Below are 14,978 nucleotides of genomic sequence, written 5' to 3'. Positions count from 1 at the left end.
CAAAGCCCCTCAGGGCGCGAAAGGTCAAGACATGTGGGGCGGCCGCTTCTCGGCGAAACCCGCCGAAATCATGCAGGCGATCAACGTCTCCATCGGCGTGGACCAGCGTTTGTGGGCCCAGGACCTGGCCGGGTCGCGCGCACATTGCCGCATGCTGGCGGCGCAGGGAATCATTCAGCAGGCGGACGCCGACGCCATCCTGGGCGGGCTGGACGCCATCGAGGGCGAGATCCGCGACGGCAGCTTCCCGTTCCGCGACCAGTTCGAGGACATCCACATGAATGTGGAGGCCCGGCTGGCCGAGCTGATCGGCGAACCCTCGGGCCGGCTGCACACCGCGCGCAGCCGCAACGACCAGGTGGCGACGGACTTCCGCCTGTGGGTGCGCGACGCCTGCGACCGGCAGGTGGTGCAGCTGAAGGGCCTGCAGAAGGCCCTGCTGGCCCGGGCCGAACAGCACGCCGGCGACCTGATGCCCGGCTTCACCCATCTGCAGACCGCCCAGCCGGTGACCCTGGGCCATCACCTGATGGCCTATGTCGAGATGTTCGGCCGCGACGCCTGGCGCTTCGCCGACGCTCGCGCGCGCATGAACGAGAACCCGCTGGGCGCCGCGGCCCTGGCGGGGTCGCCCTTCCCCATCGACCGGCACATGACCGCCTCGGCACTGGGCTTCGACCGGCCCATGGCCAATTCGCTGGACGCCGTGTCGGACCGCGACTTCGCGCTGGAAAGCCTGGCCGCCGCCTCGATCACCGCCGGACACCTGTCGCGGCTGGCCGAGGAGATCGTGATCTGGATGACGCCGATGTTCGGTTTCGCCAGCCTGCCCGACGACCTGACCACCGGCTCGTCGATCATGCCGCAGAAGCGTAATCCGGACGCCGCCGAACTGGTGCGCGCCAAGACGGGGCGGATCATCGGCTCGTTCGTGGCCCTGTCGACGGTGATGAAGGGCCTGCCGCTGGCCTATTCGAAGGACATGCAGGAGGACAAGCCGCCTGTGTTCGAGGCCTTCGACGCCCTGGACCTGGCGCTGGGCGCCATGACGGCCATGGTCGCGGCCCTGATTCCGAACACGGAGCGGATGGCCGCGGCGGCCGGCGCCGGCTTCTCGACCGCGACAGACCTGGCCGACTGGCTGGTGCGCGAGCTGAACCTGCCGTTCCGCCAGGCGCACCACGTCACCGGCGCGGCGGTGAAGCGGGCCGAGACCCTGGGCGTGGGCCTGTCGCAACTGCCGCTGGAAGAATTGCAGAAGCTGCATCCCGGCGTGACGGAAGGGGTGTACAAGGTGCTCTCGCCTGAGGCCTCCTGCGCCAGCCGCCAAAGCTTCGGGGGAACCGCGCCGGATCAGGTCCGGACGCGGGTCGCCGAATGGAAGATGCGTCTCTAGGGGATTTCATGAAAAAGCTGGTTCTCGCGGGCGTCGCCGCCCTGATCGCGGTCTCCGCCTCGGCCTGCGGCCGCATGGCCGATCTGGACGCCCCGCCCGCCAAGAAGACCGAGCGTAGCGAACGCAGCGGCCGCGCGCCCGGCCTGCCGGAGCCCGCCACGGTCAACCGCCCTAACCGCGAGCTGCCGATCGACGGCGGCCCCGGATCGACCCCCTTCGACGGCGCCGGCAACAGCCCGCGCTGATCCTCCCCGGATAGCGAATTGAACCATTTCGACCTGATCGACGGCGCGCTGCACGCCGAAGGCGCGCCCCTGTCCGAGATCGCCGAAGCCGTCGGCACCCCGGTCTATGTCTATTCGACCGCCACCCTCACCCGGCACTACAATCTGCTGCGCCAGGCGGTGGACGCGCATCGCGATGCGCTGGGCGGTTCCAGCAAGGATGGGGCCCTGATCGCCTTCGCGGTGAAGGCCAATTCCAACCTGTCGGTGCTGGCGACGCTGGCGAAGCTGGGTTGCGGCGCCGACACGGTGTCGGAGGGCGAGATCCGCCGCGCGCTTGCGGCGGGCATTCCGGCGGACCGGATCATCTTCTCGGGCGTGGGCAAGACCGACGCCGAACTGGCCTTCGCCATCGAGACCGGCGTACGCCAGATCAATGTCGAGAGCGGCGCCGAGCTGGACCGGCTGATCGCAGTCGCGGCGGCGAAGGACGCCGCGCCCGCCATCGCCGTGCGGGTCAATCCGAACATCGGCGCGGGCGGCCACGCCAAGATCACCACCGGCGGGGCGACGGACAAGTTCGGCGTGCCGGTCGAGGAGGCCATCGCCCTCTATGTCCGCGCCACCGCCTCGGCCCATGTGACGCCGGTCGGCCTGGCCTGCCATATCGGCAGCCAGATCACCGACCTGGCCCCGATGGAGGCGGCCTTCCGCACCATCCGCGGCGTGGTGGAGACGCTGCGCGCCCGGGGCTGCGCCGTGACGCGGCTGGATCTCGGCGGCGGGCTGGGCGTGCCCTATCACGGCCAGACGGATCTGCCGTCCATCGCCGACTATGCGGCCATGTGCGCCCGCGTGCTGGACGGGCTGGAGGTCGAGGCGGCTTTCGAGCCCGGCCGCCTGCTGGCCGCCAACGCGGGCGTGCTGGTCAGCCGGGTGATCCAGGTCAATGAGCGCGCGGATGGGCGCCGCTTCCTGGTGCTGGACGCCGGGATGAACGACCTGATGCGGCCCGCGCTGTACGACGCCTTCCACGATCTGGTGCCGGTGACGCCGCGCGAGGGCGAGGCGGGGCTTTATGACCTCGTGGGACCGATCTGCGAGTCGACGGACATCTTCGCCCGGGACCGCCAGTTGGCGCCGCTGCAGGCGGGCGACCTGGTCGCCTTCCTCAGCGCGGGCGCCTATGGGGCGGTGCTGTCGAGCGAGTACAACTCGCGGCCGCTGGTGGCGGAGGTGCTGGTGGACGGCGAGCGCTGGGCAGTCGTAAGGCCGCGTCCGAGCTACGACGAAATGTGGGCGCGCGAGCCGAAGGCGGAATGGCTTTGAAGAGGGCAGTAGGCAGGTAGGCATAGGCAGTAGGGATTTCGAGCCCAGACCTGATACCCCGGCCCTACTGCCTATCTGCCTACTGCCTACCTGCCTTCAGTCCAGCGCGCACACATCCGGCAGCCCTCGCAGCGCCCCAGCGTGATCCAGCCCGTATCCGACCAGGAACCGGTTCGGCGCCTCCCAGCCTACGAAGTCGGGCTCGGGGGCGCGGGGCAGAGGCCAGGGCTTCTTGGCGAAGACGACGGTAAGGACTTCCGACGCCCCCTTCGCCTTCGCGATGCGAACCGCCTCGGCCAGAGACAGGCCCGTATCGAAGACGTCGTCGACGATGAGGACGCGGCGGCCCTCGATGGAACGCTGGAAGTCGGCATAGACGTCGATCCGACCCCGGCTGGACTGCTCATCGCCGTAGGAGGCCAGCCACAGGGCGTCGAAGCGGACGTTGCGACCCAGCCGCGACAGGGCGCGGGTCAGGTCGGCGGCGAACCACAGCCCGCCGGTCAGCAGGACGGCGGCGACGGTCTCGTCGTCGATGACGGGGGCGATCTGCGTGGCGAGGTCGGCGACGATGCGCTGCACCTCCGCCTCGGGGAGCAGCACGGTGGGCGTCATCGGTGTGGTGTCAGCCATGTCCCGCCGATACCGCCCTCGGGGCGTGCGAGTCGAGAGGGGGCGCGCGGTCTTCCATCGCCAGCGGCACGGCGTCGACCGGACGCATGTCCAGCGGGACCGTCGCCCCGGGCGTCAGGGCCGGACGCAGGCCGACATCGGCGGAGACCGGAATCGTGTGCGCCGCCGGACCGTGCGCGGACGCGGGCGCGGCGGGAGGGGGCGGCCGGAGAGGCGGATGGGCGGGCGCGGGCGCCGCCTCCACATGGGCCGGGGCGGCCCTGGGCGCGGGCTCCAGCACGAAGTCGACGTCGATGCCCTGGCCACGCGCGCCCGGGTCGGGGATGACGGCGGCGAAGCCCTGCACCTTGCCGGGCAGAACCGGCGCGGCGTCGATATCGACGATGGCGTAGCCGATCTCCGCGCCGTGGGCGTCCAGCAGGGCGACGCGGACCGGCGGGGCGATCCGCTCGTTGTCCCGCACGTTCCGCAGGGCGCCGGAGACCAGGACCTTGCCCGGATCATTGGGCAGGGGGCGGGCCGTGACGGCTTCGAAGTCCAGCCCGGTGGGGTTCACGGTCAGGCCGACGGCGGCGTAGGCCGCCGCCGTGCGCGGAGCCATCTCGACCACATCGACCCGGAACAGCCAGGCGGCGCCCAGCAGGGCGGCGAAGCCGGAGGCCACGCCCGCCCAGACCACCCCGTGGGTGGCGGCGCGGCGCAGGCGGCGCTGCTGTTCGGCGCGGGCGCGAAAGGCCTTGGGCAGTTCGGGGGCCGGGGTCTCGGCCAGTGATTCGGCGGTGGAGTCGTCGTGGCGGGCGAAGCTGGACGGCTCCTCAGGCATGGCCGCGGACAGTTCCAGCGGCTCGTCCAGGGTGGCGCGCCAGGTGTGTTTGCAGGTCTTGCAGCGCACGGTGCGGCCGTTCGCCCCGATCGCATCGTCCGGGGTGAAATAGCTGGTGGCGCAGGACGGGCAGGTCAGTATCATGTGCGCCGACTGCGAGGCTCTTCGCCCCCTCCCGTCGCGGCCCAGCCGCGTCCCGATCCAGAATTCGATGTCCGTCCAGCCCCGTCGCGCCGCCGATGCCGCCTCGTCGCCCGCCACCGTCCGCCTTCGCGGGGTGGGTTTCGGCTACGTGGAGACGCCCGGCGTGCTGCGGGACGTTAACCTGACTTTGCCTGCCGGCTCTTTCCACTTCCTTACCGGGCCGTCGGGCGCGGGAAAGACGACGCTGTTGAAGCTGCTGACGCTGGCCGAACAGCCACAGTCCGGGTCGCTCGAGCTGTTCGGCGAGGAGGCGGGGACGGCGCGGCGCGCGGACCTGCCCGCCTTCCGTCGCCGGATGGGCGTGATCTTCCAGGACTTCCGCCTGCTGGACCACCTCAGCGCCTGGGAGAATGTGGCCCTGCCGCTGCGGCTGGCGGGGGCGAAGACCGCCGACTACGCCGACAATGTCCACGAGATGCTGGAATGGGTCGGGCTGGGCGAGAAGCTGGACGCGCGGCCCCCGGCCCTGTCGGGCGGGGAGAAGCAGCGCCTGGCCATCGCCCGCGCCGTGGTGACGGGGCCGGAGCTGATCGTGGCCGACGAGCCGACCGGCAATGTCGACGCCGTCATGGCCGGGCGGCTGCTGAAGCTGTTCCAGTCTATGAACCGGCTGGGGACCACCGTCCTGATCGCCAGCCATGACGCCGAGCTGGCCGCGCGGTCCGGGGCGACGGTATTGACGCTGGACGGCGGCCGGCTGACCGGAGGCGCCGCATGATCGACCGCTGGTTCCCCCGACGCACGCCCATCCTGCCCCGCGACACGGGCGGAGAGCCCTGGCTGGCCGCGGTGATCGCCGTGCTGTGCTTCCTGGCCTGCCTGTCCGCCGTGGGGGCCCTGGCCGCGGATCGGGCGGCGCACGGCTGGGCCCGGGCTCTGCGGGCCGAGGCGACGGTGCAGGTCCGTCCGCGCGTGGGCGAGACCGGCGACGCCGCCGCCGCCCGCGCCGCCGAGACCCTAGCGGGGGTCACGGGCGTCGAGGAGGCCGAGGCCATGGACCGCAAGACCGCCGAGGCCCTGCTGCGGCCCTGGATCGGCGACGCCGTCCTGCCCGACCTGCCCCTGCCCTATCTGGTCACCGTCCGGCTGGACCGCGACGCTCCGGCCAGCGCCGTCAGCCTGAGCCGCGCCCTGGCCCAGGCGGGGGTGGACGCCACGGTCGACGATCACAGCCTGTGGCGCGGCGAGGCGGAGCGGTCGGCGGGCCTGATCACCGTGCTGGCGGCCCTGGCCTTCCTGCTGACGGCGGGCGCGGCGGGCGCGGCGGTGGCCTATGCGACCCGCGCCGGAATGGCGGCCCAGGCGGCGGTGATCGAGACCCTGAGCCTGAACGGCGCCTCGGACGAACGCATCGCGGGCCTGTACCAGCGCCGCTACGGCCTGCTGGCGGCGGGCGCGGGCGCGGCGGGGGCGCTGGCGGCCATGGGAGCGGCCTCGGCCCTGCGGCTGCTGGGCGGCAGCGAAGGCCTGTCGCCCGCCCTGCCGGTGGCCTGGACCGACGTGCTGATCCTCTCGCCATGTCCCCTGTTGGCGGCTACGGTGGCGCTTGTCGCGGCGCGCTTCACCGCGCTGGCGCGACTGCGGCTCCGCGGGTAGGCTAAGGGCATGAAGTTTCTGACTTTCATCGCCATTCTGGCGTTGATCTGGCTGATCGGCCTGTTCGTGTTCGCCGAACGCGTGCGCGGCTATACGCCCGCGCCCGAGCCTGAGCGCGCCGACGCCATCGTGGCCCTGACCGGCCCGTCGGCCGAACGGGTCAACGCCGCCATTCGCCTGCTGGAGCAGGACAAGGGCCGCCGGGTCCTGATCTCGGGCGTCAACCGCGAGGTCCGCCGCCAGGAACTGCGCGCCCTGACCCCGGGTTCGAACCGCCTGTTCAACTGCTGCGTCGATCTGGGCTTCGAGGCGGAGGACACCGTCGGCAACGCCCAGGAGATCGCCGCCTGGGCCGACGCCAAGGGCTATGACAGCCTGATCGTGGTGACCTCGGACTACCACATGGCCCGCGCCCTGACCGAGATCCGCGCCGCCGCCCCGGGGGTCCAGTTGACCGCCTATGCGGTCGAGACGCCGTCGCTGGACAATTCGCGCTGGTGGCGGGCGGCGGTGACCGCCCGGCGCATGACGCTGGAATATATGAAATACCTCGCCGCCCTGGGCCGCGTCGCCGTGGGCAAGATCACCGGCGAAGGCCGCCCGGCCGCCGACGCATCGACCGGGGCCGCGCCGCAAGAAAAGGCCGCCTGATCGTGACCACCCTGCGTTCGCTCGTCTTCGTCGTCTGGCTGTATCTGTCGATGGCCCTGTTCGCCGTCGGCCTGTCGCCGATGCTTCTGCTGCCCTACCGCCCGGCCATGTGGGTGATCCGGGGGTGGTCGAAATTCGTCCTGTTCGGCCTGCGCTGGATCGCCGGGGTGAAGGTGGAGTTCCACGGACTGGAGCACCGCCCGGCCGGCGCCGCCCTGCTGGCCGGCAAGCACCAGAGCATGCTGGACGTCATCGCGCCCTTCGCCGTGCTGCCGGACAACTGCTTCATCATGAAGAAGGAGCTGATGCCCCTGCCCTTCTTCGGCTGGTTCGCCTGGAAGACGAAGATGATCGCCGTCGACCGTTCGGCCCACGCCAAGGCGCTGAAGGACATGGTCAAACAGGCCCGCGCCCGCTTCGCCGAGGGCCGACAGATCCTGATCTTCCCGGAGGGCACCCGCGCCGAGGTCGGCGCCGCCCCCGACTACAAGCCCGGCATCGCGGCCCTGTACCGCGACCTGGATGCGCCCTGCACCCCCATCGCCACCAACTCAGGCGTCCACTGGCCCGCCCACGGCTTCCGCCGCTATCCGGGCGTGGTGATCTACGAGTTCCTGCCCGTCATCCCTGCCGGCCTGAAGCGGGCCGAGTTCATGGCGCAGCTGGAAGAGCAGATCGAGACGGCCTCCAACGCCCTGCTGCCCGAAGATCGTCCTGCCCGGCTCCCCGCCTGACGGCCTGCCCCACTGCCGGCTACTGTGACCGGCAACAGCGGACCCAGCCCGGCTCCGCATCGGCGCGGACCTGTCAGGCCATGCCGTTGAAGGCGAGGTGAGTGAAGCGCCGGGCGCCGACATCGAACTCGACCCCAAAGAAGGCGGGGCCGCCGTCGCAGATTCTCACGACCTCGTCAGGCGACGATTCGACCCCGGATCCGGTGGGGAAGAAGCTGCCGTAGACGAAACGGCGGCCGTCCCGGACCAGGCCCACGTAGTGCCGGCTCCACCCCTCCGGAGGCTTTCGGTGGCCGAACGCTCCGGTCTCGCTGCGGCCGGCCAGTGCTTCGGGCAAGGCGGCCTCCAGCGCCGCGATGTCCGACCAATCGGGGACCCACGTACCCTCGCCTGGCTCGGGCGCCTCACGAGAGCACTGCACGAGCATCTGCTTCGCCGCGCTGCCGGGTAGGATGGCGGCGTCACCTTGCACCTGGACCGCTGTCGGCGTGCAGGCAGTGAGCAGAAGGGCGGCGATCACGGACAGTCTGGTCATGACCTCAACCTATTAGCGGAGGCTGTCCCACGCCAGCGCATGCACCCTGTCCCGCCCTAGCGCCGCGACCATCGGCGGCTCCCTGAACAGACCCGCCACCGCCACGTCCCTGACATCCAGACCGCCGGTGAAGGCACCGAAGGCGGGCATGACCAGCCTTTGCCCATCAGTGACGAAGCAGGGGCGGCGCACGCCCCGGCCATAGGCGGCGACGCGGGCGGCGGGGTGGAGGTGGCCGGCGATCTCGCCCGGCTGTTCGCCCGGCTGGGGCTCGTGGATCAGGCGGAGGGCGCCGAGATCCGTCGTGGTCACGACCCGGCCCGGCAGGGCGTCCAGCGCGCCCGCCAGCGCCACCAGATCGTGGTTGCCCTCCAGCCAGATCCAGTCGCGCCCGACGGCCAGCCGGACCAGCCGGTCGCGATCATCCGTAGACAGACGATTGACCGCCTTGGCGTCGTGGAAGCTGTCGCCCAGCAGGACGACGCGGGCCGGACCCAGGGCCTCGATCTCGGACTCCAGCTTGGCCAGGGTAGCGGGGCTGTCGTAGGGCGGCAGCATCTGGCCGCGCACCGCGAAGGCCGAGCCCTTCTCGAGGTGGAGGTCGGAGGCGATCAGGGTGCGATGCTCGACCACCCACAGCGCGCCCGAACAGCGCAGCAGGCAGGCCTCGCCGGCGATGCGCACCTTCAGCCCGCCGCAGGGGTGGCGGAAGGGGGACAGGGTTTCGCGCAGGGCGGCGTTCACGCCACGCCCTCCGGCGCGGGGGCCATGACCTCGGCGATCAGGGTCTCCTCGGCGAAATCGAGCCCCCGTTCGGACAGGATGATCTCGGCCGCGCCGCCGCCGACCCGCTCGCGCCCGATCTGGACCAGCACGGGGATGCAGAAGGGCGACGGACGATCCAGCCGCTGGTGCGCGATATGGCCGTGGATGCGGCTCAGGAGCTGGCCCAACCGGGCCACGTCCAGCAGGCCCGAGGCGGCGTCGGCCCGGGCGGTGCGCAGCAGCAGATGGTCGGGCTGGTGGCGGCGCAGCACGTCGTAGATCAGGTCGGTCGAGAAGGTCACCTGCCGCCCGGTCTTCTCGGCCCCCGGCTGGCGCCGCTCGATCAGGCCCGAGATGAGGGCGCAGTTGCGGAAGCTGCGCTTCATCATGAAGCTTTCCTCCAGCCAGGCCTCCAGGTCGTCGCCCAGCATGTCGGGCTCGAACAGGGCGTCGAAATCGAGCGCGTCCATCGGCCGGATCGACCAGATGGCCAGAGAATAGTCGGTGACCACGAAGCCCAGCGGCCCCACGTCCAGCCGGTCCAGCCGCTTGGTCAGCAGCATGGCCAGGGTCGTGTGCGCCAGCCGTCCCTCGAACGGATAGGCGATCAGGAAATGGCGGTTGCCGCGCGGGAAGGTCTCGATCAGCAGTTCGCCCGCCTTGGGAATGCGCGAATGGACCGCCTGCAGCTCCAGCCATTCCTGCACGTCCGGCGGCAGGACGCGCCAGTGGTCGCGGTCCTGCACCATGTCGCGCACCCGCTCGGCCAGGGAGGTGCCCAGCGGGAATTTGGAGCCGCCGTAGGACGGGATCTTCGGGTCCTTGTCGACGGCGGAGGTGACCAGGGCGTCCGTCCCGGCGATGCCCTGGAAGGCCCAGACCTGACCGGCGAACAGGAAGGTGTCGCCGGGCGACATCTGCTCGAAATACCACTCCTCCGCCTCGCCGATCTTGCGGCCGCCCATCAGCTGCCGGCCCCGCCGGCTGGCGACGCGGATGTTCAGGTTGGCGGCCGAGACGATGGCTCCGACGTTCATGCGGTGGTTCTGGGCCAGCGCGGCGTTGCGGACCGTCCACTTCCCCTCGTGGGTGCGGACGATGCGGGCGAACCGTTCATAGGTGCGCAGCGCGTATCCGCCGGTGGCGACCAGATCGACCACCTCCTCGAACTGCGAATAGGTCAGGCCGCGATAGGGGCCGCAGGCGGAAACCTCCGTATACAGATCGTCCATGACGAAGGGTTCGGAGCAGGCGCAGCCCATGATGTGCTGGGCCAGGGTGTCGAGGGTGCCGGTATGCACCGGCTCCCAGTCGAAGGCGTTCTCGGCCACCGCCTCGCGCGCGGCCTGGCATTCCAGCATCTCAAACCGGCTGGCGGGGACCATCAGGGCGCGGCTGGGCTCGTCCAGCCTGTGGTTGGCCCGGCCGATGCGCTGCACCAGCCGGCTGGCCCCCTTGGGCGCGGCCAGCTGGATGACCAGGTCCACGTCGCCCCAGTCGATGCCGAGGTCCAGCGTCGAGGTGCAGACCACGGCCCTGAGGTCGCCGCGCGCCATCGCCGCCTCGACCTTGCGCCTCTGCTCGGCGGCCAGCGAGCCGTGGTGCAGGGCGATGGGCAGGCTGTCCTCGTTGAGGGCCCACAACTGCTGGAACACGAACTCGGCCTGCCAGCGGGTGTTGACGAAGATCAGGGTCATCCCCGCCCGGCGCAGGGCGTCATAGACCTCGGGCATCGCATGGACCCCCGTGTGCCCGGCCCACGGCACATGACCCTCGGAGATCAGCACGTCGATCACCGGCGGCGCGCCGGGATCGCCGCGAACGATGGTCACGGGGGCTTCGGAGGAGGGCTTGAGCCAGCCCGCGATCATCTCCGGATCATCCACCGTCGCCGAGAGGGCCACCCGCCGCATCTCCGGCGCGAACTTCTGCAGCCGGCCCAGCCCCAGCGACAGCAGGTCCCCGCGCTTGCCGCTCCAGATCGCGTGCACCTCGTCCAGCACCACGCATTTCAGGTCGGCGAAATAGCTGCGCGCGCCGTCCCAGGCGCAGAACAGGGCCAGCTGCTCGGGCGTGGTCAGCAGGATGTCGGGCGGGAAGTCGCGCTGGCGCTGGCGCTTGCTCTGTTTGGTGTCGCCGGTGCGGCTCTCGACGTGGATGTTCAGCCCGATCTCGCGGATGGGCGTCATCAGGTTGCGCTCGACGTCGGTGGTCAGGGCCTTCAGCGGCGACAGGTACAGGGTGTGCACCCCGCTGCCCGGCCCGGTCGCCGGCCTCGGCCCACGCTCGGCCAGGTCGATCATGGACGGCAGGAAGCCCGCCAGCGTCTTGCCCCCGCCGGTCGGGGCGACCAGCATGGCGTGCGACCCGGCCTCGGCCGCCGCGATCATCTCCAGCTGATGCCGACGCGGCGCCCAGCCGCGCGACGCGAACCAGTCGGCGAAAAGCGGCGGAAGCGTTGCGGGAACGGCGGCGGACGTCACGGAGGGGATATAGCATGTTCCCGTTCCGTTTCATCTGCTTGTCGACTATCTAGGGACCGTGTCCACCGACTCCCTCACCTCCTCCAGCGCCCTGACCGGCGACGAGCCGTGGCTGGCCCTGCCCGCCGCCCTGGCCGTGCCGCCGGGGGCGGGGGCGATGTGCGACGACGAGGGCGCGCGCAAGATCGGGCGCGGGGCCGCCGAGGGCGTCTTCACCACCGGCCCCGTGATGGTCGCCCACGCCAGCCTGACGGCGCGGCGGCTGGGCCTCGCGCCGCCGTCGCGGTCGGAAGACCTGCTGGACGTGCTGGAGCTGTTCGCCTTCGTGCGGCCGGCGCGGTTCTGCGCCCCGTCGCCGAGCGGACTTGCCCTGGCCATGGGACAGAGCGAGCCCAAGGGGGCGGAGGCCCAGGCCGGGGCCCTGCGCGAGGCGGCCCTGGGCCTGCTGAAGGAGCTGGCCGATCCGGCCTATCCGCACCGCGAGGACGCCTTCACCCTGAACGAGACCCTGGCCCGGGCGGGCTGGAGTTGGTCGTGGCGGGTGGCGGGGGCCCTGCAACATCAGCCGCTGAGGGCGCGGCAGTATCGCGGCAGCGGCCTCGATGTCTGGTCCCGGCTGGCCGAGTGGGAGGACGAGGCGCCGCGCGGCGAGGCGGGCTCGGCCCCCGTCGATTCCGAGAGCGCCCGCATCCGGCTGGAGAAGCTGCTGCACGCCTCGGGGCTGGACGAGACCCGACCGACCCAGTCCGACTATGCGGCCGAGGCCGCCTACGCCTTCTCGCCCCGCAACGAGGAGGGCCGGCCGCGCGTGCTGCTGGCCGAGGCCGGCACCGGCACCGGCAAGACCCTGGGCTATCTGGCCCCGGCCTCGCTGTGGGCCGAGCGCAATCAGGGCGCGGCCTGGGTTTCGACCTACACCCGCGCCCTGCAGCGCCAGATCGACCGCGAGAGCGCCGCCCTGTGGCCCGACCCGGCCGAACGCAAGAGGAAGGCCGTCGTCCGCAAGGGGCGCGAGAACTACCTCTGCCTGCTGAACCTGCAGGACATGGTGCAGGCGGCCCAGCTGGGGAACGGCGACCTGATCGGCATGGCGCTGGCCGGACGCTGGGCCCTGCATACGCGCGACGGCGACATGACCGGAGGCGACTATCCCGGCTGGCTGCCCGGCCTGTTCGCCACCCCCGCCGGCCAGCAGGCCAGCGCGGCCAATCTGGTCGACCGGCGCGGCGAGTGCGTGCACGCCGCCTGCCCCCACTACCGCACCTGTTTCGTCGAGAAGACCATCCGGGCCAGCCGCCGGGCCGACCTGGTCGTCGCCAACCACGCCCTGGTCATGACCCAGGCCGCCTTCGACGGCGCACGCTCGGCGCGGGGGCTGAAGCAGGACGGCGAGACGGCGGCGCTGAAGCGCATCGTCTTCGACGAGGGCCACCACCTGTTCGACGCCGCCGACAGCGCCTTCTCCGCCTGTCTGTCCGGCCAGGAGGCGGCCGAGCTGCGCCGCTGGATCCGGGGACCGGAGGGGCGCGGGCGGCGCGGACGCGGGCTGGAACAGCGGCTGGGCGACCTTTGCGCGGACAATGAGGCGGCGCAGAAGGCGCTTCAGGACGCCATCCACGCCTCGGCCCAGTTGCCGGGCGAAGGGGCCTCGGGACGGATCGCCCCGGCCTCGGGCGAGGTCAATCCGATCGGGCCGATCGAGCGGTTCCTGGTCGCGGCGCTGGAACAACTCCGCGCACGGACAAACGAGAACGGCGGGCCGGGCGGCATCGAGTTCGGCATGGAATGCTCCCTGCGTCCCGTGACCGACCCGGTGCTGGACGCGGCGCGCGAGGCGGCCAGGACCCTGGCGGCGGTCGAGGCGCCCCTGCTGGCCCTGTCGCGGCACCTGGAGGACATCCTGGACGACGAGTCGGTCGAACTGGACGGCTCGTCCCGGGCCCGTATCGAAGGCGCGCTGCGCGGGCTGGACCGGCGCGCGCGCATGACCCTGCCCGGCTGGCGCTCCATGCTGGCGGCGCTGGACAGCGACACCGGCGAGGCGGACCCCGACTTCGTCGACTGGCTGTCGGCCGAAGCGGCTTTCGGCCGCATCCACGACGTGGCCCTGCGCCGCCACTGGATCGACCCGACCGTGCCGCTGGAGGCCGCCGTGGTCATGCCCTCGCACGGAGTGCTGATCACCAGCGCCACCCTGTCCGATCCGATGTCCGAGGACCCGTTCGACCTGGCCCGGATGCGCAGCGGCGCGGCGCGGCTGATCGAACCGGCGCGGACGCTGAAGGTCGAAAGCCCGTTCGATTACGCCGAGAACAGCCGGGTCATCGTCGTCAACGACCTGATCAAGGACGACACGCGCCAGACGGCGGCGGCGATGCGCGAACTGTTCCTGGCGGCGGGCGGCGGCGGCGTGGGCCTGTTCACCGCCATCCGGCGGCTGAAGGCGGTCTATGAGCGGCTGGGACCGGACCTCGCGAAAGCGGGCATCCCCCTGTACGCCCAGCACGTCGATCCGCTGGAGGTCGGCGCGCTGGTCGATGTGTTCCGGGCCGAGCAGGACAGCTGCCTGCTGGGCACCGACGCGGTGCGGGACGGGGTGGACGTGCCCGGGCGGTCCCTGCGCATCCTCGCGTTCGACCGGGTCCCCTGGCCGCGCCCCGACCTGCTGCACAAGGCCCGGCGCGAACGGTTCGGCGGCAGCTCGGCGCAGGGGCGCGCCTATGACGACGCCCTGGCCCGCGCCCGCATGGCCCAGGCCTTCGGGCGGCTGATCCGCCGGGCCGATGACAAGGGCGTCTTCGTCATGCTGGACGCCGCCTGTCCCACCCGCCTGTTCGCCAGCCTGCCGCCGGGAACCGAGGTGCTGCGCATGGGGCTGGCGGAAGCGGTCGAACTGGTCGGCGGCTTCCTCAAGCCGTCGTCTTGAAACCGCCGCCGGCCCCGTCCACATGCCCGACGGGGCCCGCGCGGCGCGGCCTGCGAATTGCACTCTTCGCACTCGCTTTTTCATCGTATGGGCGCCGGGAGCGGCTTCGTACGTTCCGTCCTGTTCGCACTCTTCGCACTGTGTTTTTCGGATCCTGAATGACAGCCGCCAGCGACCAACCCTACCGCCACCCCCGCCGCGGCGTCATCGGCCCCCTCCTGATCGCCGGGGTGATCCTGGCGGTGTGGACCGGCTGGTGGTTCTATCTGGTGCAACAGATCGAGACGCGGCTGGAGGCCCAGGTCGCGGCCCTGCAGCAGGACGGCTGGACCATCAGGCACGCCGAGGTGACGACCACCGGCTGGCCGTTCCGGGCGCGGGTGGAGATCCCCCATGCCGACATCCTGGCCCCGTCGGGCCACGGCGTCGCGGCGCCCGAGATCGTGGCCGAGGCCAATGCGTGGAATCCGGACCGCTGGGTCATCATCGCCCCGGAGGGCCTGACCCTGACCCGCGCCGACAAGGGCAAGGTCGCGGTGCGCGGCGACGCCCTGCGCATGAGTGTCAGCCATCTGCGTGACCGCTTCCCCGACCTGCGGGTCGAGCTGGTGCGCGCGGTCTTCACCGCCCATCCGGGGGCCGATCCCTTCCCCATCGCCTCGGCTGAGCACATCCAGCT

Annotated in this window: 14 protein-coding genes; 9 read left to right on the top strand and 5 right to left on the bottom strand. The window is 71.5% G+C overall.

The features are described from left to right. Positions 1-31 precede the first annotated feature (31 nt). The 3 genes from argH to lysA are packed head-to-tail and all read left to right on the top strand — an operon-like array spanning position 32 to position 2,949. Positions 32-1,396 carry an argininosuccinate lyase gene (gene argH / locus Q0C81_RS06365; protein WP_291835192.1) on the top strand — a complete coding sequence of 455 codons (1,365 nt, stop codon included), beginning with the start codon at positions 32-34 and terminating at the stop codon, positions 1,394-1,396. A gap of 8 nt (positions 1,397-1,404) precedes the next feature. Beyond that, positions 1,405-1,641, top strand: a complete 237-nt coding sequence (locus Q0C81_RS06360; RefSeq protein WP_291835186.1) for a hypothetical protein — start codon at positions 1,405-1,407, stop codon at positions 1,639-1,641. Positions 1,642-1,659: 18 nt separating this feature from the next. Next, complete coding sequence (gene lysA, locus Q0C81_RS06355; RefSeq protein WP_291835184.1) at positions 1,660-2,949, top strand: diaminopimelate decarboxylase; 1,290 nt, start codon at positions 1,660-1,662, stop codon at positions 2,947-2,949. 96 nt (positions 2,950-3,045) lie between these two features. Here the strand turns inward: lysA and Q0C81_RS06350 are convergent, their stop codons facing one another. Then, positions 3,046-3,582 (bottom strand): phosphoribosyltransferase, encoded by a 537-nt coding sequence (locus tag Q0C81_RS06350; protein ID WP_291835181.1) that lies wholly within the window; start codon positions 3,580-3,582, stop codon positions 3,046-3,048. Beyond that, positions 3,575-4,549, bottom strand: a complete 975-nt coding sequence (locus Q0C81_RS06345; protein WP_291835180.1) for an MJ0042-type zinc finger domain-containing protein — start codon at positions 4,547-4,549, stop codon at positions 3,575-3,577. The genes Q0C81_RS06350 and Q0C81_RS06345 overlap by 8 nt, the downstream gene beginning before the upstream one ends. A gap of 67 nt (positions 4,550-4,616) precedes the next feature. Between Q0C81_RS06345 and Q0C81_RS06340 the strand changes: the two genes are divergently transcribed. The 4 genes from Q0C81_RS06340 to Q0C81_RS06325 are packed head-to-tail and all read left to right on the top strand — an operon-like array spanning position 4,617 to position 7,590. Then, on the top strand, positions 4,617-5,327 hold the full coding sequence (locus Q0C81_RS06340) for a cell division ATP-binding protein FtsE (RefSeq protein ID WP_291835178.1): 711 nt from the start codon (positions 4,617-4,619) through the stop codon (positions 5,325-5,327). Continuing rightward, positions 5,324-6,205, top strand: a complete 882-nt coding sequence (locus Q0C81_RS06335; RefSeq protein ID WP_291835175.1) for an ABC transporter permease — start codon at positions 5,324-5,326, stop codon at positions 6,203-6,205. The genes Q0C81_RS06340 and Q0C81_RS06335 overlap by 4 nt, the downstream gene beginning before the upstream one ends. A 9-nt stretch (positions 6,206-6,214) precedes the next feature. Next, positions 6,215-6,856: a YdcF family protein gene (locus tag Q0C81_RS06330; protein ID WP_291835172.1), complete on the top strand. Its 642-nt coding sequence runs from the start codon at positions 6,215-6,217 to the stop codon at positions 6,854-6,856. 2 nt (positions 6,857-6,858) lie between these two features. Continuing rightward, positions 6,859-7,590, top strand: coding sequence for a 1-acyl-sn-glycerol-3-phosphate acyltransferase (locus Q0C81_RS06325; RefSeq protein WP_291835169.1), 732 nt, complete (start codon positions 6,859-6,861; stop codon positions 7,588-7,590). Positions 7,591-7,663: 73 nt separating this feature from the next. Here the strand turns inward: Q0C81_RS06325 and Q0C81_RS06320 are convergent, their stop codons facing one another. From Q0C81_RS06320 to Q0C81_RS06310, 3 genes are read right to left on the bottom strand one after another with little or no spacing between them, the layout of a single operon-like run. Beyond that, positions 7,664-8,125, bottom strand: coding sequence for a hypothetical protein (locus Q0C81_RS06320; protein WP_291835166.1), 462 nt, complete (start codon positions 8,123-8,125; stop codon positions 7,664-7,666). 12 nt (positions 8,126-8,137) lie between these two features. After that, positions 8,138-8,869 carry a ligase-associated DNA damage response endonuclease PdeM gene (gene pdeM / locus Q0C81_RS06315; RefSeq protein WP_291835163.1) on the bottom strand — a complete coding sequence of 244 codons (732 nt, stop codon included), beginning with the start codon at positions 8,867-8,869 and terminating at the stop codon, positions 8,138-8,140. Further along, positions 8,866-11,373, bottom strand: coding sequence for a ligase-associated DNA damage response DEXH box helicase (locus Q0C81_RS06310; protein ID WP_291835160.1), 2,508 nt, complete (start codon positions 11,371-11,373; stop codon positions 8,866-8,868). Before Q0C81_RS06310 ends, pdeM begins: the two co-directional genes overlap by 4 nt. Positions 11,374-11,530: 157 nt before the next feature. Between Q0C81_RS06310 and Q0C81_RS06305 the strand changes: the two genes are divergently transcribed. Together Q0C81_RS06305 and Q0C81_RS06300 are read left to right on the top strand one after the other, a co-directional pair. Further along, positions 11,531-14,299, top strand: a complete 2,769-nt coding sequence (locus Q0C81_RS06305; protein ID WP_291835189.1) for an ATP-dependent DNA helicase — start codon at positions 11,531-11,533, stop codon at positions 14,297-14,299. Positions 14,300-14,457: 158 nt separating this feature from the next. Further along, positions 14,458-14,978 (top strand): DUF2125 domain-containing protein (locus Q0C81_RS06300; RefSeq protein WP_291835158.1); only part of this gene is annotated, 521 nt, incomplete at its 3' end.

It is taken from the genome of Brevundimonas sp., assembly GCF_023259385.1.
GTDB lineage: Bacteria > Pseudomonadota > Alphaproteobacteria > Caulobacterales > Caulobacteraceae > Brevundimonas.
The sequence above is the reverse complement of the archived record's forward strand: the minus strand, read 5'-3'. Positions and strand labels throughout refer to the sequence as shown.